The sequence below is a fragment of the Mesorhizobium sp. WSM3866 genome (genome assembly GCF_002294795.1).
Lineage (GTDB): Bacteria > Pseudomonadota > Alphaproteobacteria > Rhizobiales > Rhizobiaceae > Mesorhizobium.
Genome location: NZ_NSGC01000015.1, coordinates 1 through 19,733, shown reverse-complemented (window position 1 = coordinate 19,733; position 19,733 = coordinate 1). Strand labels below are relative to the sequence as shown.

General features: G+C 63.4%; 12 protein-coding genes and 2 pseudogenes. 3 read left to right on the top strand and 11 right to left on the bottom strand.

Features of this window, described 5'->3' with window-relative positions:
- Window positions 1-21: 21 nt before the first annotated feature.
- The 3 genes and pseudogenes from preA to CK222_RS26290 all read right to left on the bottom strand — a co-directional run bounded on the left by preA (window position 22) and on the right by CK222_RS26290 (window position 3,542).
- Window positions 22-1,335, bottom strand: a complete 1,314-nt coding sequence (gene preA, locus CK222_RS26300) for an NAD-dependent dihydropyrimidine dehydrogenase subunit PreA (protein ID WP_095802387.1) — start codon at window positions 1,333-1,335, stop codon at window positions 22-24.
- A 2-nt stretch (window positions 1,336-1,337) separates the two neighbouring features.
- Window positions 1,338-2,702 (bottom strand): NAD(P)-dependent oxidoreductase, encoded by a 1,365-nt coding sequence (locus CK222_RS26295; protein ID WP_066990587.1) that lies wholly within the window; start codon window positions 2,700-2,702, stop codon window positions 1,338-1,340.
- A 111-nt stretch (window positions 2,703-2,813) separates the two neighbouring features.
- Window positions 2,814-3,542 (bottom strand): annotated as a pseudogene (locus tag CK222_RS26290) (gamma-glutamylcyclotransferase).
- 274 nt (window positions 3,543-3,816) lie between these two features.
- On the opposite strand from CK222_RS26290, the gene CK222_RS26285 reads away from it, so the two are divergent.
- Window positions 3,817-4,593, top strand: coding sequence for a VOC family protein (locus CK222_RS26285; protein WP_095802386.1), 777 nt, complete (start codon window positions 3,817-3,819; stop codon window positions 4,591-4,593).
- A 124-nt stretch (window positions 4,594-4,717) separates the two neighbouring features.
- Here CK222_RS26285 and CK222_RS26280 read toward each other — a convergent pair whose 3' ends face one another.
- The gene (locus CK222_RS26280) at window positions 4,718-5,206 is read right to left on the bottom strand and encodes a hypothetical protein (protein ID WP_067328944.1); all 489 of its coding nucleotides are present in this window, start codon (window positions 5,204-5,206) and stop codon (window positions 4,718-4,720) included.
- A 199-nt stretch (window positions 5,207-5,405) separates the two neighbouring features.
- On the opposite strand from CK222_RS26280, the gene CK222_RS26275 reads away from it, so the two are divergent.
- The gene (locus tag CK222_RS26275) at window positions 5,406-5,798 is read left to right on the top strand and encodes a DoxX family protein (RefSeq protein ID WP_095802385.1); all 393 of its coding nucleotides are present in this window, start codon (window positions 5,406-5,408) and stop codon (window positions 5,796-5,798) included.
- A 27-nt stretch (window positions 5,799-5,825) separates the two neighbouring features.
- Here CK222_RS26275 and CK222_RS26270 read toward each other — a convergent pair.
- Both CK222_RS26270 and CK222_RS26265 read right to left on the bottom strand, forming a co-directional pair.
- A pseudogene (locus tag CK222_RS26270) lies at window positions 5,826-8,252 on the bottom strand (FAD-dependent oxidoreductase).
- 219 nt (window positions 8,253-8,471) lie between these two features.
- Entirely contained in the window at window positions 8,472-10,010 is a 1,539-nt protein-coding gene (locus CK222_RS26265; protein ID WP_095802384.1) for a trimethylamine methyltransferase family protein, read from the bottom strand.
- A gap of 210 nt (window positions 10,011-10,220) precedes the next feature.
- Here CK222_RS26265 and CK222_RS26260 point away from each other — a divergent pair, with 210 nt between their 5' ends.
- Complete coding sequence (locus tag CK222_RS26260) at window positions 10,221-10,811, top strand: transglycosylase SLT domain-containing protein (protein ID WP_095802383.1); 591 nt, start codon at window positions 10,221-10,223, stop codon at window positions 10,809-10,811.
- 20 nt (window positions 10,812-10,831) lie between these two features.
- Here CK222_RS26260 and CK222_RS26255 read toward each other — a convergent pair whose 3' ends face one another.
- The 5 genes from CK222_RS26255 to CK222_RS26235 all read right to left on the bottom strand — a co-directional run.
- Window positions 10,832-13,042 carry an ABC transporter ATP-binding protein gene (locus CK222_RS26255; protein WP_095802382.1) on the bottom strand — a complete coding sequence of 737 codons (2,211 nt, stop codon included), beginning with the start codon at window positions 13,040-13,042 and terminating at the stop codon, window positions 10,832-10,834.
- Between the two features lie 50 nt (window positions 13,043-13,092).
- Entirely contained in the window at window positions 13,093-14,250 is a 1,158-nt protein-coding gene (locus tag CK222_RS26250) for an ABC transporter permease (protein ID WP_066990564.1), read from the bottom strand.
- A gap of 12 nt (window positions 14,251-14,262) precedes the next feature.
- A complete protein-coding gene (locus CK222_RS26245; protein WP_067328931.1) occupies window positions 14,263-15,297 on the bottom strand; it encodes an ABC transporter permease in 1,035 nt (344 codons plus the stop codon).
- 149 nt (window positions 15,298-15,446) lie between these two features.
- The gene (locus CK222_RS26240; protein WP_095802381.1) at window positions 15,447-17,105 is read right to left on the bottom strand and encodes an ABC transporter substrate-binding protein; all 1,659 of its coding nucleotides are present in this window, start codon (window positions 17,103-17,105) and stop codon (window positions 15,447-15,449) included.
- 270 nt (window positions 17,106-17,375) lie between these two features.
- Window positions 17,376-19,733: translocation/assembly module TamB domain-containing protein (locus CK222_RS26235; RefSeq protein ID WP_176477742.1), on the bottom strand; the 2,358-nt coding region annotated here is incomplete at its 5' end.

The window sequence follows — 19,733 nt, the reverse complement described above, 5'->3', positions numbered from 1 at the left end:
CATTTCTTTCAAAAGTGTTCCCTACTCCGCGGCCACCTTGGCCATCGGATTGTTCGGATGCGTCGTCCAGTTGGCGTAGACCGGCGACACCGGTATGCCCGTGCGCTGATCCAGCACGCCGGCGGCCAGCGGTTCCATGGTGATGCAGCCCTCGACCGGGCAGACATTGACGCAAAGATTGCACCCGACGCATTCGGCCTCGATCACCTCGAAATGCCTGACGCCGTCGACCATGCTGGTGATCGCCTGATGCGAGGTGTCCTCGCAGGCGATGTGGCAGCGCCCGCATTTGATGCACGCGTCCTGGTCGATATGCGCCTTAGCGACATAGTTGAGGTTGAGATACTGCCAGTCCGTGACATTGGGTGTGGCGCGGCCGACGATGCCGGACAGCGAGGCGTGGCCCTTCTCGTCCATCCAGTTCTCCAGCCCCGCGATCATCTCCTGCACGATTTTGAAGCCGTATGTCATTGCCGCGGTGCAGACCTGCACGTTGCCGGCGCCGAGCGCCATGAATTCGGCAGCATCCCGCCAGGTTGTGATGCCGCCGATGCCCGAGATTGGCAGGCCGTGCGTTTCCGGATCGCGCGCGATCTCGGCCACCATGTTCATCGCGATTGGCTTCACCGCCGGGCCGCAATAGCCGCCATGCGAGCCCTTGCCGTCGATGGTCGGCTGCGGCGCGAAACTGTCGAGGTCAACCCCGGTGATCGAGTTGATGGTGTTGATCAGCGACACCGCGTCGGTGCCGCCGGCCTTGGCGGCGCGCGCCGGCTTGCGGATGTCGGTGATGTTCGGCGTCAGCTTGGTGATGACCGGCATGCGCGTATACTGCTTGCACCAGCGCACCACCATCTCGATATATTCCGGCACCTGGCCCACCGCCGAGCCCATGCCGCGTTCGCTCATGCCGTGCGGGCAGCCGAAATTGAGCTCGATGCCGTCGGCGCCGGTCTCCTCGACCAGCGGCAGGATCGCCTTCCAGCTTTCCTCCTCGCAAGGCACCATGATCGAGGCGACCAGCGCCCGATCCGGCCAGTTCATCTTCACCTGCTTCATCTCGCGCAGATTGGTCTGCAGGTCGCGGTCGGTGATCAGCTCGATATTGTTCAGGCCGAGCAGCCGGCGGTCGGCGCCCCAGATCGCGCCGTAGCGCGGGCCGTTGACGTTGACGACCGGCGGGCCCTCTTCGCCAAGCGTCTTCCAGACCACGCCGCCCCAGCCGGCTTTGAAGGCGCGTTCGACATTATAGGCCTTGTCGGTCGGCGGCGCCGAAGCCAGCCAGAACGGATTTGGCGACTTGATGCCGACGAAGGTGTTGCGGATGTCTGCCATGCTCATGCCCTCCCGTTAGAGGTCAGTGCCCGGTGGATGGATTCGGCGGCGTCGCGGCCTTGCGCCACGGCCGAGACCGTCAGGTCGTCGCCGCCGAAGATGCAGTCGCCGCCCGCCCAGACTTTCGCCAGCGAGGTGCGGCCCTCGGCATCGACCCTGATGCGGCCGCCATCGAGCTCGATGGAGGCAACGCTGCCGTTGAGATGAGCCGGCACAAAGCTCTGGCCAATCGCCTTGAACACCTGGTCGGCGTTGAGCCTCAGCATTTCGCCGGTACCGGCGAGCTTGTCGCCATTCATGGCTGTGTATTCGAGCTCGATCGCCGACACTTTGCCGTTCTCGGCGATGACGCGCTTCGGCTGCAGCCAGTGGCGGATCGTGACGCCGTTCGCGGCGGCCAGATCCTGCTCGAAGCCGGAGGCATTCATATGCTCCTGGCCGCGCCGGTAGCAGATCGTCACCTCCTCGGCGCCGAGCAGCTTCGACTGCACCGCGGCGTCGATCGCCGTCATGCCGCCGCCGATGACGACGACGCGGCGGCCGACCGGCAGGCTGGAAAGGTCGCTTGCCTGCCTGAGTTCGGCGATGAACTCGACTGCGTTGGCGACGCCATCCGTATCCTCGCCTTCGGCGCGCAGCGCATTGACGCCGCCGAGCCCGAGGCCAAGGAACACCGCATCGTAGTTGCGGATCAGGTCGGAAAGCTGGAAGTCCCGTCCGAGCGCTTTGCCGTTCTGGATGTCGATGCCGCCGATCGCGGTGACGTAGTCGACCTCGGCCTGAGCGAAATCGTCGACGCTCTTGTAAGCCGCGATGCCGTATTCATTGAGGCCGCCAGCCTTCGGCCGCGCTTCGAGGATCGTCACATCGTGGCCGTGGCGGGCCAAGCGATGCGCCGCCGCCAGGCCCGCTGGCCCGGCGCCGACCACGGCGACCGTTTTTCCGGTCGGTTCGGCGCGCTTGTAGAACTGCTTGCCCTCATCCATCGCGACATCGGTCGCATAGCGCTGCAGCCGGCCGATCTGCACCGGCTTGCCCTCCGCGACCTCGCGCACGCAGACCTCTTCGCACAGCGTCTCCGTCGGGCAGACTCGGGCGCACATGCCGCCAAGAATGTTCTGGTCGAAAATGGTCTTGGCCGAGCCCAGCGGATTGCCGGTCGCGATCTGCCGGATGAACAACGGGATATCGATCGAGGTCGGGCATGCATTCATGCACGGCGCATCGTAGCAGAAATAGCAGCGATCGGCCTCAACCAGCGCCTCGTGGTGATCGAGCGGCGGGTGCAGGTCGGAAAAATTATCGGCGTATTGCTCCGCAGACAGCCGGCCGCCGGCTATGCCTTCGATGAAATGACCAGTCGCCATTCCAGTTCCCCTTGTTTGTTTTGAGGAAGGCTAGCACGTTTTATTTTTTTATCAATTGGTCAATTTTCGGCCAAGCTGCTGTATTGCTTGGACAAAACATGATAGTCGTACTCATATTATCGCCACGCCGATGTCTGTCGGTTCAGCGCTTTCAATCCTGGAGGGATGGATCGACCTGATCTCGTCTGCCACGAGTTCCTGCAGGCGCCACAGATTGCGGTCATGGATGCCGAATGTTTCGAGGTGGCTGACGGTGTAGTAAAGATATTCGGCGCCGGAACCTACATGGCCGCATGCGTGTGCCAGTGTCTTCGCCACCCTTTCGAGCGGCTGCCTGAGCGACGTGCCCCTACCCGTCACCCCGATCCAGAAGCCCAGCGCTTCGCAGCGATCCTTGCGCCGTGCGTACCGGAACCCACCGGACCGAGCTGACGCTTTCATGATCGTCGATTTCTCGCCGCAGCAATCTCTCGATCTGGGCGGGCTTCTCGCCGTCCGGCAGACGATAGATGACGCCGTCACAACGGCCGCCGCGCTCGAGCATCATCAACCCCGGCTGCGCGGCGCTGCCTCGCCAGCGCACCATGTCGAGGCAGAAGGAGCGATGCCAGCCATAGGCGGAGGCGCGGCGTTGCTCGATGGATTCCAACGCCGGCTTCCAGATCAGCGAGCCATAAGCGAACACCAGAGCGGCCCCTCGTCGGCCTCGTCTGACAGGCGCGAGGCGAGAGCGCGGAAATCGTCGTCGTTGAGCTGCGTCCAGTCCCCGCTCGGACCAGGGTCGAGCTCCTCGCGATGGCACAAAGCCACAAGCTCGGGCGTAAGCGACATTCGACCCATGGAAGACAGCCCCTCGTTGCCTGCAGCAAAGTTCGGGCCATGCAAGATCGCGGGGCCTGAAGCACTTCGCGCAGAAACGGATTCGGGCGACGCACTTTAAGCTCCGTTTTTGATGCGTGTCGGTCGCCCAAAAACCGCTGCGCATTTTTGAGTGACATGCATGAGCGCCTTGCCGTTCTCGATTTCTGGTCCAGATGTCGGATTTCTGTCGCCGAGATCGTCCTATGATGGATCGGAACCGCGATCGCTGCCTGAACCGGTGAGGAGACCGACCATGCCGAATGCCGCAAAACCCTTCTTCTGGTACGAACTGATGACCACCGACCTCGACGCCGCCGAGGCTTTTTATACTGCTGTCGTCGGCTGGCGGGCCGAGCCCTTCGACAAGGCGCCGGGCATGCCGCGCTATATCGTGGTGAATTCCAGCCTGCGCGGCGTCGGCGGATTGATGACGATGCCGGAGGATGCCGCCAAGATGGGCATGCCGCCGGCCTGGCTCGGTTACATCTACACCAAGGACGTCGATGCCTCGACGAAGGCGCTCAAGGACGCTGGCGGTGCCGTTCATCGCGCGCCGGATGATATTCCCGGCGTCGGTCGCTTCGCCGTCGTCGCCGACCCGCAGGGCGCGACCTTCATGTTCCTGCAGCCCAACCAGCCCGAGCAGCCGCCGGTACCCGCTACCACGCCCGGCCATGTTGGCTGGCACGAGCTCTACACCTCGGACTGGAAAGCCGCTTTCGACTTCTATTCCAGCCAGTTCGGCTGGGAGAGCGCCGGTCAGTTCGACATGGGCGAGATGGGCATCTACCAGACCTTCGGCGCCGGGCCCGAATCCGGCGGCGGCATGATGAACAAGCCGCCGCAGATCCCGGTCCCGGTCTGGCAGTTCTATTTCAACGTCGACGCGATCGACGCCGCCGCCAAGCGTGCCACCGACAATGGCGGCAAGGTATTGATGGGGCCGATGGAGGTGCCGAGCGCGCAGTGGATCATCCAATGCCAGGACCCGCAGGGCGCGCATTTCGCGCTGCTGGCGCCTGGGCGGTAGAAACTGCCGCCCCCTTGTGGGGCAGATATCCGGTCCATCCTCCGCAGCCGCGGCGCAGCTGCTGCGGAGGTCGGGCCGGGCAGAGGGGAGCGCTGGCCCGGCGCCGGCGTCGCCCTCTTGGGCGTCACTCCGGCGTCAGCACCGCCACTTTGAGATCGGCCTTCTTGGCGCCGCTGAGCTGCACGGTGGCCGGACCGGCCGACAGCTTGAAGCGCACGCTCTTGCGAATGCCTGGGCAGGTCTTCGCGCGGCTGAAGCCCGCCGACTTCACGGCGCGGCCGTCTTGGACGACATCGATCCAGACCTCATCGGACAGGCTGAACTGGAGCTCGCCTTCAGCCGGTACGGTCACGCTTGCCATCGCGCCGAACGTGCCGGCTGCCGGTGCACGTCCAGGCGGAACTTCAAACCCGATCGTGTCGACCGCTGCAAGTGAGAAATCCGCCGCTTGCCCGACTGTCAGGGCCGCGCCGGACTGGGCGGCGGACGCTGACGGAAACAGGGCCTGCTCGCGTGTCACCGGCCATTTGAAGGCATCACAACCAGCATCGGCAGCTATGGCGAAGCTCGTGCCTGCAAGGAATGCGAAGAGGCTGATGGCGAATTTTTTCATGGCGATGGATTCCCGGATGATTTGGTGTATCCGCGCATCAATACAACTTATGAGAGACAATTGCAACCACGGCGAGAATAAGCCGGAAGAGGTGAACTCATGCCCACTCACCGATTGTTGATGGCAGGGCATGGGAAGTGAATGGTCCGCTTCCGGGCGATAATTTATGGCGGGTCCGGAAGGGCAAGATGGAGTTTAGATGAAGCTTTTTGAAGGTCTCTCCCGCTATCAGCCGCAGGCGCTGGGCGTGCTTCGCATCATGACGGCGCTGCAGTTCACCGAGCACGGCACCCAGAAGCTGTTCAATTTCCCCGCCGGCGCCCATGCCGGGGCGCTGACGGGGCTCGCGCTGACGTCCGCAATCCTTGAATTCGCCGGCGGCATCCTGCTGGCGCTGGGGCTGTTGACCCGACCCGTGGCGTTCCTGCTCTGCGGCGAAATGGCCATCGCCTATTTCATGGCGCATTTCCCGCGCGACTTCTTCCCCGTTAACAATGGCGGCGACGCTGCGATCTCGTTCTGCTTCGTTTTCCTCTATCTGGTCTTTGCCGGTCCCGGCGCTTTCACGCTCGACAACCGCCGCGGCGCCTGATGCCCTGTGCGGACGCGCGCCTGTTTTTCAGGCGCGCATCCGCTCGAAATTGGCATCGAACAGCGGCGTTGCCTGAATGCGCGCGGCGTGGCGCTTGCCGAGGATCTCGATCTCGAAGCCGTCGGGCCTGTCGGCGATCTCCTTCGGCACGTAGCCCATGGCGATGGACTTTTTTGCATTGTGCGCATAGCCGCCGGACGTCACCCAGCCGCGCACGACGCCGTCGTGCCAGATCGCCTCGTCGCCGATGACATCGGCATCAGTGGCCTCAACGATGAAGGCGCGCAGCCGGAGCTTGCCGCCTTGCTTGCGCTCGGCAATGGCGGCTTCCTTGCCGATGAACCCGGCCTCCTTGCCGTAGGCGACGAAACGGTCGAGCCCGGCCTCGACCGGTCCGTAGATCGGCCGGTATTCGCGCGCCCATGAGCCGTAGTTCTTTTCGAGCCTGAGCGCATTGAGCGCGCGCGACCCGAACAGGCCGATGCCGAATTCCTCGCCGGCCGTGATCAGCGCCTGGTAGGCGGCGCGCTGATACTCCGGCGCCATCCAGATCTCGTAGCCGAGATCGCCGGTGTAGCTGACGCGGCCGACAAGACACCGCGCCATGCCGATATCGATCGTGGCGACGGCCATGAATGGGAACGCCGGGTTTGAGACGTCGGCGCGGGTGACTTTGGCCAGCACCGCCCTCGCCTTCGGCCCGGCGATGGCTAGGCCGGTGAGCTACTGCCCCAGCGATTTTATCTGCACCGAGTCGTCCTTCGGCAGATGCGCCTCGAACCAGCGCATATGGTACTGCTCGGCGACGCCGGAGCCGGCGACGAACCAGTCGCCCTCGCCGACATTGGCGAGCGTGAAATCGCCGATCAGCTTGCCGTTTTCCTTCAGCATCGGCGCCAGCGTCATGCGGCCGGGCTTGGGCATCCTGCAGGCAAGCAGACGGTCGAGCCAGGCTGCCGCCCCCTCGCCCGTCACCTTGTACTTGGCAAAGCTCGAGATCTCCGAGAGGCCGACGCCGTTGCGGACGGCGGCCACTTCGCTGCCGACATGGTCGAAATCGGTCGACCGCCGCCACGAGAACTCGTCCTTGACGCCTTCGGGCGCATACCAGAGCGGCACTTCCAGCCCAAAGGCGACGCCCCATTGCGCGCCCTTGGCCGACAATGTGTCGTAAAGGGGCGTTGTCTTCAGCGGCCGTCCGGCCGGCAGTTCCTCGTTCGGGAAGCGGATCGAGAAGCGGCGCGAGTAATTCTCGCGCACCTTGGCGTTGGTGTAGGTCATCGTCGCCCAGTCGCCGTAGCGCGCCACGTCCATCGCCCAGATATCGGCGCCGGGATCACCCTCGATCATCCAGTTTGAGAGCGCCAGGCCAACACCGCCGCCTTGAGAAAAACCCGCCATGACGCCGCAGGCGACCCAGAAGCCCGGCAGGCTGCGCACCGGACCGACCAGCGGATTGCCATCCGGCGCAAAGGTGAAGGGGCCATTGATGATCTGCTTGATCCCGGTTTTCTGAAAGGCCGGGAAGTGACGGAAGCCGACTTCGAGCGAGGGCGCGATACGGTCGATATCCGGCTCCAACAGCTCGTGGCCGAAATTTCATGGTGTGGAGAATTCGGACCAGACCTTGTTGGCTTTCTCGTAGGTGCCCATCAGCATGCCGCCGCGCTCCTGGCGCAGATAGAGCTCGCCGTCGAAGTCGACCGCATGGATGATTTCCGTGCCGGTCTTCTTGTTCCAGTCGGCGACCTCCGGCATGTCCTCGGTGATCAGGTACATGTGCTCCATGGCGAGCACCGGCAGTTCGAGCCCGACCATGCGGCCGACCTCGCGCGCCCAAAGACCGCCGGCGTTGACGACATGCTCGGTGATCACATCGCCCTTGTTGGTGATGACGCGCCAAAGCCCGTCGGGCCGGCGCACGATGTCCTCGACCTTGGTGAAGCGCTCCACTTCCGCGCCCAGCTTCCGCGCCGCCTTGGCGTAAGCGTGGGTGACGCCGGAGGGATCGAGATGGCCGTCCTCCTTGTTGCGCACGGCGCCGACGAATTGCTTCGGATCGATGAGCGGCATCAACTCGGCCGCTTCCTTCGCCGAGATCACCTCGAGGTCGATGCCGAGATAGCGGCCCTTGGAGACGACCCCGCGCAGCCAGTCGAGCCGCGCCTCGGTTGCTGCCAAGAGCACGCCGCCGGTCAGATGCACCCCCGTCGCCTGGGCGGAAAGCTCCTCGATCTCCTTGTAGAGCGAGATCGTGTATTTCTGCAGCTTGGCGACGTTGGGATCGCCGTTGATGGTGTGCATGCCGCCGGCCGCATGCCAGGTCGAGCCCGAGGTCAGCTCATCGCGCTCCAGAAGCACCACGTCCGTCCAGCCGTGGCGGGCAAGATGGAACAGCACGGAACATCCTACAACACCGCCGCCGATGACCACGACCTTTGCATGCGACTTCATAGGTTCTTCTCGTTACTTCGGGGAATTGGATGATTGAGTGGATTCAGGATGAGAGGCATGTCTCTCCTCAAACGTCGGCGCTGCCCCTCACCCTTGCCCTTTCCCCGTGAAAAACGGGGAGAGGGGTCGCCAGCGCTGTAGCGCTTCCCTTCTCCCCGTCCTTCACGGGGAGAAGGTGCCGGAAGGCGGATGAGGGGCAGCGCCAGCGTTCCAAAACCGTCACGGCTCGCCCTGCCCGATCGCTTCCTTGCGGCGCGCCATATAGGCTTCAAGCGCCTCGCGCAGGGCTGGGTCCATTGCGGGCTGAACGTAGTCTTCCAGCGCCTTCTTCCAGAGCCGGGTCGCGCGCGCCGTGGCATCGAGCGCGCCGGCCTCCTGCCAGGCCTCGTAGTTCTGCCAGTTGGAGAGCATCGGCTGATAGAAGGCGGTGGCATAGCGTTCAAGCGTATGCGGCTCGCCGAAGAAGTGGCCGCCGGTGGGCACGGCGCCCAATGCGTCGACCGCCAATTCGCCTTCGTCGACCACGATCGGTCGCAGGAATTCCATCATGTGCTGCATCATCTCGACATCGATGATGAGTTTTTCGAATGAGGCCGTCAGTCCGCCCTCCTGCCAGCCGGCGGCATGATAGACGAGGTTGCCGTGGCCAAGCACGGCACCCCACAGCGCCATCAGCGTCTCATAGGCGCCTTGCGCATCGGCGGCATTGGACGCCGAGCCCGGCGTCGTGCGGTACGGCAGATTGTAGCGCCGCGCCAATTGCCCGGAGGCGATGTTGGCCTTGGTGTTCTCCGGCGTGCCGAAGGCCGGCGCGCCGGACTTCATGTCGACATTGGAAGTGAAGGCGCCATACATCACCGGCGCGCCGGGCCGCACCAACTGGGTCAGCACGATGCCGAACAGTGCCTCGGCATTTTGCTGCGCCAGCGCGCCGGCAAGCGTCACCGGGCTCATCGCGCCCATCAGCGTGAACGGCGTCACCGCCACCGACTGGCCGAACTCGGCCATGGTCATCAGCCCTTCGGCCATCATCTCGTCGAAGCGGCGCGGCGAGTTGACGGAAATGATGGTGGTGACGCCGGGATCCCGGCCGATCTGGTCGAGAGTCAAGCCACGCGCGATCGCCATCATCTCGATGCCGTCCAGCGCCCTGCCCCGGCCGATCGCCGAGACATGGAAGCATTTGTCGGTCAGCGTCAGATTGGCGAAGTAGGTGTCGAGGTGCCGCGAATTCGCCGGCAGCTCGATCGGCGCGCAGACCTGGTTCCCCAGCATATGGATGCAGTTGAAATGCTGCGCCAGCCGGACGAGATCGCAATAGTCGGCGAGATTGCCGGCGCGGCGGCCGCGCTCCATGTCGTGCACATTGGGCGGCCCGGCCACCAGCGTGAAGTTGATCGTGTTGCCGCCGAGATAAACGGCGTGAGCCGGGTTGCGTGGCGTAAGTGTGTAGCCGGCCTGTGTCGTCTTCAGCGCTTCGTCGACCATGCCCCGATCGAGGCGCACATTCATCGAGCTGTGATCGACCTTGGCGCCGGCGCGTTCGAACAGCGCGAGCGCTCGCGGGCTCATCACCTCGATGCCGAAACTTTCGAGAATATGCATCGAGGCCTGGTGAATGGACTCGATCTGGTCGGCCGAAAGCACCGCCATGGGCGGGTAAGGGTTGACCACACGCCGTGGCGGCAGCTGCGGAATGGGGGCGGGCCCGCGGTTGCTGGTCCGTTCGGCGCCGCGTTTTCGTCTTGGTTCGGTCATGCGTCTATCAGAGCGCCGACGTCAGGCGCGAGCTGTCAGGAATTCGCCATTTGCCGGCGTGATTTTAGCCAAGGCGGCATTTTTTCGTTCTGATGAAGACAAATGCGACGAACGACGTCGAAATATCGATAGAGTCAAATCGAGGCGCCTCGGCCGGCGTTAAGGAAGCTCGAAAGATTCCTTTTATGATTTCGCCCTATTCGTCTTCCGATGCCTAGCTCGAGTTTTAGTAAAATTGTCGTTGTCTCTGTGCTGCTGGCGCTTTCGGCCTGCGCGACGGCGCCCAGCCACATCAACAATGTCTGCGCCGTCTTCGACCAGAATGACGGTTGGTTCGACAACTGGCAGTCCGCCGCCGAGCGCACCGAACAAAAATACGGCATTCCCGTTCCGGTGCTGATGGCGACGGTGCGCAAGGAATCCGGCTTCAAGAGCAACGCCCGGCCACCGCGCGCCAAGCTGCTCGGCTTCATTCCCTGGAAACATGTCTCCACCGCCGCGGGCTATTCGCAGGCGCTGGACGGCACCTGGTCGCAATATCAGATGGAGACCGGCAACTGGGCGGCGCGCCGCAGCCGTTTCGCCGACGCCATCGACTTCGTCGGCTGGTATCATTCCAAGACTGTCGACAGCTTCGGCGTCGCCCGCAACGACACCTACAGTCTCTATCTCGCCTACTATCTCGGCTGGTCGGCCTACAAACGCGGCAATCGCGGCGATGCCGGCGTGCAGAACTACGCGCGCGCCACGGACCAAATGGCCCGCGACTACGCCGCCCAGTTGCGGCAATGTGGGAACTGAGGCCGGGACCCGGCGAAGTTTTAGTTCGGCTTCGGCCTCTTGCCCCTCGGGCGCTTGGGCGGGGTGCCGGCAAAGCCCGGCCCGGTGCCGTGCGGCGCGTCGTCCGGCACGCCTTCATGTGCCGCATGCTCCTTGTCGAACTTGATGACCGGCTCCATCTTCGCCAAGACATCGTCCGACAGCCAGCACAGGCTCATATGGCCGTTGCCGAGATTCTTCACCGGCGGCACCGTCGTCTCGCACAGATTGTCCGGCACCAGCTTCTTGTAGCCGCAGCGCGTCTGGAAGGGGCAGCCGGTCGGCGGGTTCATCGCCGATGGGATATCGCCTTCGAGCACGATGTGCTTCTTGACCACGCTGGTGTCGGCGATCGGGATCGCCGAGAGCAGCGCTTCCGTGTAGGGATGGTAGGGCGGCGAGAAGATCTGGTCCGTCGTGCCCTGCTCGACGATATAGCCGAGATACATGACGACGACGCGGTCGGCGATGTAGCGCACCACGGACAGGTCGTGGCTGATGAACAGCATGGTCGTCTTGTTCTTGCGCTGAATGTCCATCAAGAGTTCGGTCACCGCCGCCTGCACCGAGACGTCGAGCGCCGAGACCGGCTCGTCGGCCACCACCACCTTGGCGTCGCCAGCGAAGGCGCGGGCCACGCCGATGCGCTGCTTCTGGCCGCCTGAGAGCTGGCGCGGCTTGCGGGTCTCGAAGGCCCGCGGCAGCTTCACCAGGTCGAGCAGCTCCAGCATGCGCTTGCGCCGCTCGGCGACGGTCTTGCCGACATTGAACTTCTCCAGCGTGCGGATGATCTGCGAGCCGACCGTATGGCTGGGGTTTAGCGTGTCGAACGGGTTCTGGAACACCATCTGGATCGACGATACCGTTTCGACATTGCGGCTCTCGATGCCGGTCGACTGGATCTCCTTGTTGCCCAGCGTCACGGTGCCCGAGCTTGCGGTCTCAAGCCCCAGAAGCACCTTGGCGAGCGTCGATTTCCCGCAGCCGGACTCGCCGACGATCGCGACCGTTTCGGACTCGCGCGCGGTGAACGAAATCGTCTCGTTGGCCTTGACGACGCGGCCTTCGCTGGAGCCGAACACCTCGCTGCCGCCGACCTTGTAGTACTTCTTGAGATTGTCGATCTTGAGCACCGGCGCGCCGGGCTCGACCTTTTCGTTGACCTTCTTGGCGCCGGGCGGCAGCGCTTCCCAGTCGATCTCGTTGAAACGCACGCAGCGCGAGAAATGGCCCTCATGCCCCTCGACGGCAACCATCGGAATTTCGGCGGCGTTGCAGACGCCCTCGACGAAATGGTGACAGCGGGGTCCGAAATTGCATCCCTTCGGCCGCTCATGCGGCAGCGGCAATTGGCCGGGAATGGAGATCAGCGGCCGCGAATTCTTGTCGGCGCCAGGCAACGGAATCGAGCGGAACAGCCCTTGCGTATAGGGGTGGCGCATCCGGTCGAACACGTCCTCGATCTTGCCGGTCTCGACGGCCTCGCCGGAATACATCACCGTGATCTTGTCGCAGGTCTCGAGAATGAGGCCGAGATTGTGCGACACGAAGATCATCGAGGTGCCGAACTTCTGGCCCAGTCCCTTGACCAGTTCGACGATGCCGGCCTCGACGGTGACGTCGAGCGCCGTCGTCGGCTCGTCGAGGAGCAGCAGCGCCGGTTTCGACAGCAGCGCCATGGCGATGACGATGCGCTGCTGCTGGCCGCCCGAAAGCTGGTGGGGATAGGAGCGCATCATGCGCTCCGGATCGGGCAGCTTGACCGCGCGCACCATCTCCAGTGCACGGTTATGGGCCTCTTCCTTCGAGACCTTGTCGTGGATCAGCGGCACTTCCATCAATTGCTGGCCGACCTTCATCGCCGGATTGAGGCTCGCCATCGGCTCCTGATAGATCATGGCGATCTTGTTGCCGCGGATGGCCCGAAGCTCCTCGTCGGACATGTCGCCCATGTCCCTGCCCTGGAACTTGATGCGGCCGCCGACGATCTTTCCGATGTTTGAGAGGTCGCGCATGATGCCGAGCGACACGGTCGACTTGCCGCAGCCGGATTCGCCGACGATGCCCATCGCCTCGCCGGGCATGACCGTGCAGGAAAAGTCCATCACCGCCGGGATCTCGCCCTTGCGGGTGAAGAACGAGATCGAGAGGTTCTCGATCTCGATGATCGGCCCATTGGTCGTCTTGGCTGGATCTCGAACTGCCTCGTTCATGGGTCGCTCCAATCCTTGCTTCCTGGAAGATGGGGCCCGAAGCCCCGCCATCAATCCTTCATCGACTGTTCGCGCAGCGAATCCGCCAAAAGGTTCAGGCCCAGCACGAACGACATCAGCGCGATCGTCGGCGGCAGCGCCGGGTGGATGAAGGAGCGCAAGAGCCGGCTGGCATCCTTGATCGCCGTGCCCCAGTCGGGACTCTCCGGCGCCAGCCCCAGGCCGAAATAACCGAGCGTGCCGAGCAGGATCGTCGTATAGCCGATGCGCAGGCAGGCATCGACGATCAGCGGTCCGCGTGCATTGGGCAGGATTTCCCACAGCATGATGTACCAGGGCGATTCACCGCGCGTCTGCGCCGCCGCCACGTAGTCGCGCGTCTTGATATCCATGGTCAGCCCGCGCACGATCCGGAACACGCCGGGGCTGGAAGCGAACACCACCGCCACGAAGATGTTGAGCTGGTTGGGATCGATGTGGACGATCCTCAGCGGATCCTTGTCGAAGACGAGGCCCGTATAGATCCAGCCCCCGATGACGAGCGTCAGGCCGAGCAGGATATAGAGCCGGTCCGGCCGGTTCTTGTAGCGGGTCCAGAACAGCACGCAAAAGAAGATGATCGGGAACAGGAAGAACAGCCCCGCCAGGGCGTACGGGATAGGCGTATCCATGATGCCTGGCGTCACCAGCAGGTAGAACAAAAGGATCACCGGGAAGGCCAGCACCAGATTGGCGAGGAAGGACAGCACCGTGTCGATCTTGCCGCCGTAGTAACCGGCCGGCAGGCCGAGCGTGATGCCGACCATCAGCGCAAAACCGGTCGCCGCCGGCGCGATGATCAGCACGATCTGGCTGCCATAGACCATGCGCGAGAACACGTCGCGGGCGAGCTTGTCGCCGCCGAAATAGTAGACGAGCTTCGAAGTCGGCTCGATCGCGCCGGGCAGCGTATCCTTCATGATCGACACCTGGGCCAGCGGATCGAAAGGCGAGATGGTCGAGGCGAAGATCGCCGTGAACAGCCAGAACAGGCAGATGCCGACGCCGGCAATGCCGACGCCGCTGTCAAAGAGCTGGCCGTAGAGCCCGAGCTTCTTCTTGTAGGTAAAGCTAACGCCCATCACCAGGACAAGCGCGACCCATACCGGCCAGAAGCGCCAAAGCACGCCGAGCACGACATCGAAGGCACCGATATATTCGATCTGCATCCGCCCTGCCCCCTATTGAACTCTGATGCGCGGATTGAGAAACGCGTAGCCGACATCCGAGATGAGTTGGGTGATCAGCACGATGAACACCGAGACCAGCGAGCAGCCGAGCAGAAGGTCGATGTCGTTGTTGCCGGCGGCCTCGACCAGCGTGTAGCCGAAACCCTGGTAGCGGAACATCACCTCGACGATGACGACGCCGGTGAGCAGCCACGGGAACTGCAGCATGATGACGGTGAAAGGCGCGATCAGCGCGTTGCGTAGCGCGTGCTTGATCACCACACTGCCGAAGGAGAGGCCCTTGAGGCGGGCCGTGCGGATATACTGCTGCGTCATCACCTCGACCATCGAGGCCCGTGTCATGCGCGCGATATAGCCGGTGCCGTAGATCGCCAGAGTGATCACCGGCAGGGTGAAATTGTAGAAGGTGATGCCCTGGCTGGCGGATGCCGCCGAGCCGTTCAGCCAGCCCAACCACGAGGCGAAGATGACGGTGAAGATGACGCCCGACACATATTCGGGCGTCGCCGTCGAGGCGATGGAGGCCACCGACAGGGTCCGGTCCGTTCGCGAGCCTTCGCGCATGCCGGCAAGGATGCCGATGAGCAGCGAGATCGGCACCATCACCGCCAGCACCCAGAACATCAATATGCCGGTGGCGCCGAGTGCCGGAAACAGCTTGGCCGCGACCGTCGTCTTGAACTTGGTCGAACAGCCGAAATCGCCCTGCAGCACGCCGGAGAATTTCGGCTCGACCGGATCGTTGCAGAAGGAGAAGCGCTGCGTCACCTTGCCGGTGGCAGGATCGGTGATCGGCTGCTTGGGCAGGACGCCCAGCCATTGGCCGTAGCGCGCAAAGAAGTTCTGCCGGTAGCCGTGATTGACCAGCCAGCTTTCGAGCTGTTCGGCCGACGTGTGCATCTCGGTCTGGCTGATCGCCAGCTTCTTCAAGTTGGGCTCGAGATTGACGAGAAAGAAGACGACCAGCGTCAGGCATAGCATCGTGAGCAGAATCGTGCCGATGCGTCTGGCAATGAATGAGAACATGCGCGCTCCCCTGCCGGCCGGGTTGGGGTCAGATAGGTTCAACCCTGTGTCGGATACCTTGTGAGGCTCCGCCACCGTTGCACAATACGCAACGGCGACGAAGCTGCAAATAAGAGGGGCTGACGCCCCTCATATTTGTCGCAAAAGGATCACGCCTGTTCGAGCCAGACCTTGCCGAAGTCGTGCTCATAGGTCGGGTGCATCGAGTGGTTCTTCACCTCGGGCTTGATGTTGATGTAGAGCTTGCGCCAGTAAGGCTGGATGATGATGCCGGAATCCTGCAGGGTCTGCTCGATGTCCTTCATCACAACCTTGCGCTTCTCCGCATCGGCGATGCCGAGCGCCTCGTTGACCTTCTTGTCGAAGTCGGGATTGGCGTAGGCCGTCTCGTTCCACGCTTCGCCGGAGCGATAGGCGATGGAGATGACCTGGATGCCCAGCGGGCGCATGTTCCAGTTGGTTTGCGAGAACGGATACTTCGTCCAGTCGTTCCAGAAGGTCGAGCTCGGCAGCACGGTGCGCTTCACCTTGATGCCCGCTTCGCGCAGCTGGGCCGCGATCGCGTCCGTGGTGTTCTTGTGATAGTCTTCGTCGTTGCTGATCAGTTCGTGCTCGAAATCGATCACGCCGGCTTCCGTCAGCATCTGCTTGGCCTTGGCGATGTCGCGCTTGACCTCGGGCAGCTTGACATATTCCGGATGGATCGGCGCGACATGGTGGTTTTCAGCCGGGGTGCCGGCATTGCCGTAGCCGAGCTGTAGCACCGTGGCGTTGTCGACCGCAAGCAACATCGCCTGACGAACCTTCTGGTTGTCATACGGCTTGTGGGTGATGTTGAACCGCGACACCACGGTGGCGGCCGTGACGACCTCCGAAACCGGCGCGCCGACATCAGCGATGATCTTGATGTAGTCGGCGGTCGTTTCGTGGTTGGTCTGGACTTCGCCGGATTCGAAAGCCGAAACCGTCGCCGCCGGATCGGTGCCGTAATCGATGAACTCGACACCATCGAGGAAAGCTTCGCCCTGCCACCACCTGCCGGTCTCGCGGCGCTTGTAGACCACCTTCTGGCCGACTTCGTAGGAGACAAGCTCGAACGGGCCGGTGCCGATCGGGCAATTCTTGAAGTTGGCGCCCTTCTCATCGAAGGTCTTATGCACGACCAGTGCCGGATAATCGCACATGTTCGGGATGATGGCGATGTCGGGCTTGCTCAGCTTGAGCTTGACCGTCATGTCGTCGACCTTGACCACGGAGCCTTCGCGCAGCTTCTTGGTGCCGTCGTCGACCAGGCTGCCGAGGCGGCCAGGCATCGAGTTGCCTTCCGCTGCCTTGTCGGCCCAGCGGGTGAAATTGTAGATCACGTCGTCGGCGGTGAACTTGTCGCCGTTATTCCATTCGACGCCTGGCCGCACATGCAGCGTGTATTCGGTGGCGTCGTCGTTGATGTCCCAGCTTGCCAGCAGGTAAGGCGCGAAGGTATACTCCTTCGTGTACTTCACCAGCGGCTCGAGCGCCTGGCGCTCGGCGTTGGCAATCTCCGACCAGTCGGCGGTGCGTGGATCCTTGGGATCCTTGATCGACATGGCGACCTTCAGCACGCCGCCCTTCTTGCCCTGCACGTCCTCGGCCTTGGCCGGCGTCGGCGCGGCGAGACCGAGCATGCCGTAAGCCATTGCCGTCGATGCACCGAAAACGCTGGCCAACGCCAGGAATTCACGGCGGTCCACCGTGCCCGACTTGGCCGCTTCGGCCATCGCCAGGATGTGGTCCGGAACGCGATCACCGTTACTTTTGTAGATTGCCATGACTGACTCCCATTGTTTGGCTTTCTGCCTTTTAACATTCCGCATCCAGACCGTGATGTCAAAAGCCGGTTTGGAATTGGAACATGGTGGGGAATGTGCAACTTTGGAATGGGGCCGGTTGGCGTGATAGCGACAGCCTTGACGCAAATTTGTTAGTCCACAGCACATTTCCAAAAATTAACAGGGCAATCAAATCAAGACATTGCCGGCGGACAGGGCCTCGTGCGCGCGCCAAAAGTCCTCTTCAGCCCGCCGGGGCGGGCAACACCGTCAATATTCGCGTTCGTAAAAGACGCCGCCCTTGGCTTCGCCCGCGTCGTTGGCCTCGCCGCGCAGCTTCACGCCCCTCCCGACATTGAGATCGATCGTCGCCTTGCCGGAGCCCGGTTTGTCGCCCTTCTGGATTGTCACATAGGTACGGTCGTTGAGATACTTGCCGGCCGAAACCGCGGTGCCCCCCTTCTCGTCGGTCGTCACGTCGAGATCGTCGATGCCGATCGCGCTGCGTAGATTGTCGAGCAGCGAGGTCGTGCCGCCGGCGCCGGCCAATTGCGCGGCCGCGTCGGCGAGCTGGGCGATCTGCAGCGGCGAGAGATTGGACATCGAGCGGCCGAAGATCAGTTGCGCCAGCACCTCGTCCTCAGGCAGCGCCGGTGCGGAGGAGAAGTTGAACTTCGGGTTGGTCGCTTCGCCCGAAACGACGATGGTGACGGTGGCGCTGCTGGTCGTCGTGGTCGCGGTCAGGTTGAGGTAAGGCACAAGCGAACCCTGGAACCCGACTGTGCCCTCGGTGAAGGTCAGCCGCTTGGCAAGGATCGTCAGCCGGCCGCGTTGCAAGGTGAAGGTTCCGACGGCCTGCGGCGAGGATGCCGGGCCGGTCAGCTTCAGCGAGCCGCCTAGCTCGGCGTCGACGCCCCTGCCCTGGATGAAGATCTGATTCGGTGCGTTGACCGTCACGTCGAGGACAAGGCCGCTGCCGCTGCTGCCGCCGCTGCTGGATGTCGGCGGGTTCAGAGCCCTGTCCTGCGCGCGCACCGCGCGCGGCGGGTTCTTATGCTTCACATCCAACTCCGAGAGCGAACCGGGCAGTTTGTCCGGCACGGTGATGACCGTCCTCGCCAGATTGATGGTGCCGGCGATCACCGGCGCCGACACGAGCGGGCCTTTAATGGTCAGGTCGCCGCCGAGATTGGCGGTCACCACCCTGCCGTCGGTGTAGCGGGCGTCGGTGAGTTTTATCGACAGGTCGGCCGGAAAACCTTGCGCCGGCGTGATGCCGACGGTGCCGCTCGCCGAAAGGCTGCCGCGCGTCGACAACGTGCCCGTCAGGCGATTGATCCTGGCGACGCCGCCGCCGATCGAGACGTCAGCCCCGATGTCGTTGACCGCCAGCCCGGAGCGCGCGTCGATCAGACGGGCGCCCGACGTCGAGACTTTGCCGCTGATCACCGGCGCGGATACAGGACCGCGCACCTGCACGTCGACATTGGCGGTTCCGTTGAGCGCCAGGCCTTGCACGGCGAGTTTCGAGGCAAGGAAGGAAAACGGCACCTTGCCTTTGAAATCGAGCGCCAGGGTCGGCCCGCCTGCCGTCGTCACCGTGCCGCCGCCCTTGAGACCAAGGCCGGCGCCGTCGCTGATGTTGGCGTCGAAGGCAAGCTTGCTGCCGGCAAAGGTTCCCGACGAGGATACGTTCATGCCGCCGAGGCCTGCGCCCCGCGTCTGCGAAGTCTGCACGCCCGAAGCATCGACATTGAAGGCGACCGTCGGAGTGGCCGGCGCGCCGGAGACCTTGACCGTGCCCGAGATCGAGCCTGCCGCATCGAGGCCAGGCGAGAAACTGTTTGCGAGCGAGACCGGCACCCGGGCCAGATTGGCGTTGATGTCGAGCGTCTGCGTGACCTTGCCCGTCACCGTCGCCGTGCCGCCGCCGAGATTGAGCACCAGCCGGTCGAGCGTCGTCGCGCCGTTGGCGATGGTCACGGTCGAGGCCTGCGCGATCGCCGCCTTGATGCCTTGCACCGTCGCTTGGCCCGACGCGAGCTCGACGGTCGTCGTGCCGTTCGCCACTTTCACCCGGCCGGCCGCTTTCGCCGGAATGTTCTTCACGGTGGCGCCGCCGGAAAAGGCGGTCCAGTCGCCATCGCGCTTCAGGTCGACATCGATGCCGGTAACGGCAGTGCCGCCGGAGGTCACGCTGTCGGCGCGGATCTTGCCGGAGATGACAGGTGCTGCGAGGTAATTGGCGATCTGGGCGTCGACGGCGACTTTTTTGGCCGAGAGGTCGCCGCGCCTGATCGCTGCTGTGGTTGCCTTGACGGCGACGTTCGGTGCGTTGCCGGCCTTCGAGAAGGCGATCGCGCCGCGGACGTCGCCTTCCGCCTTTTCTAGCGCAAGCGCCGCCAGTGGCCCTATGTCAGGAAGATCGAGCGACACGGTGCCCACCGGCACGAACGCTTCGTCGAGCGCGAGGTCGCCCGAAACCTTGTTGTCGCCGAGTGCAAGGCTGAGGCCCTTGATCGCGCTCTTGCCATTGGCGGTGGCAAGCACCGCATTGCCCTGCAGCGGCTGTCCGGCGACATTGCCGGTCAGTTGCACATCGGCCGCCGGATTGGCGGCATCCGCCTT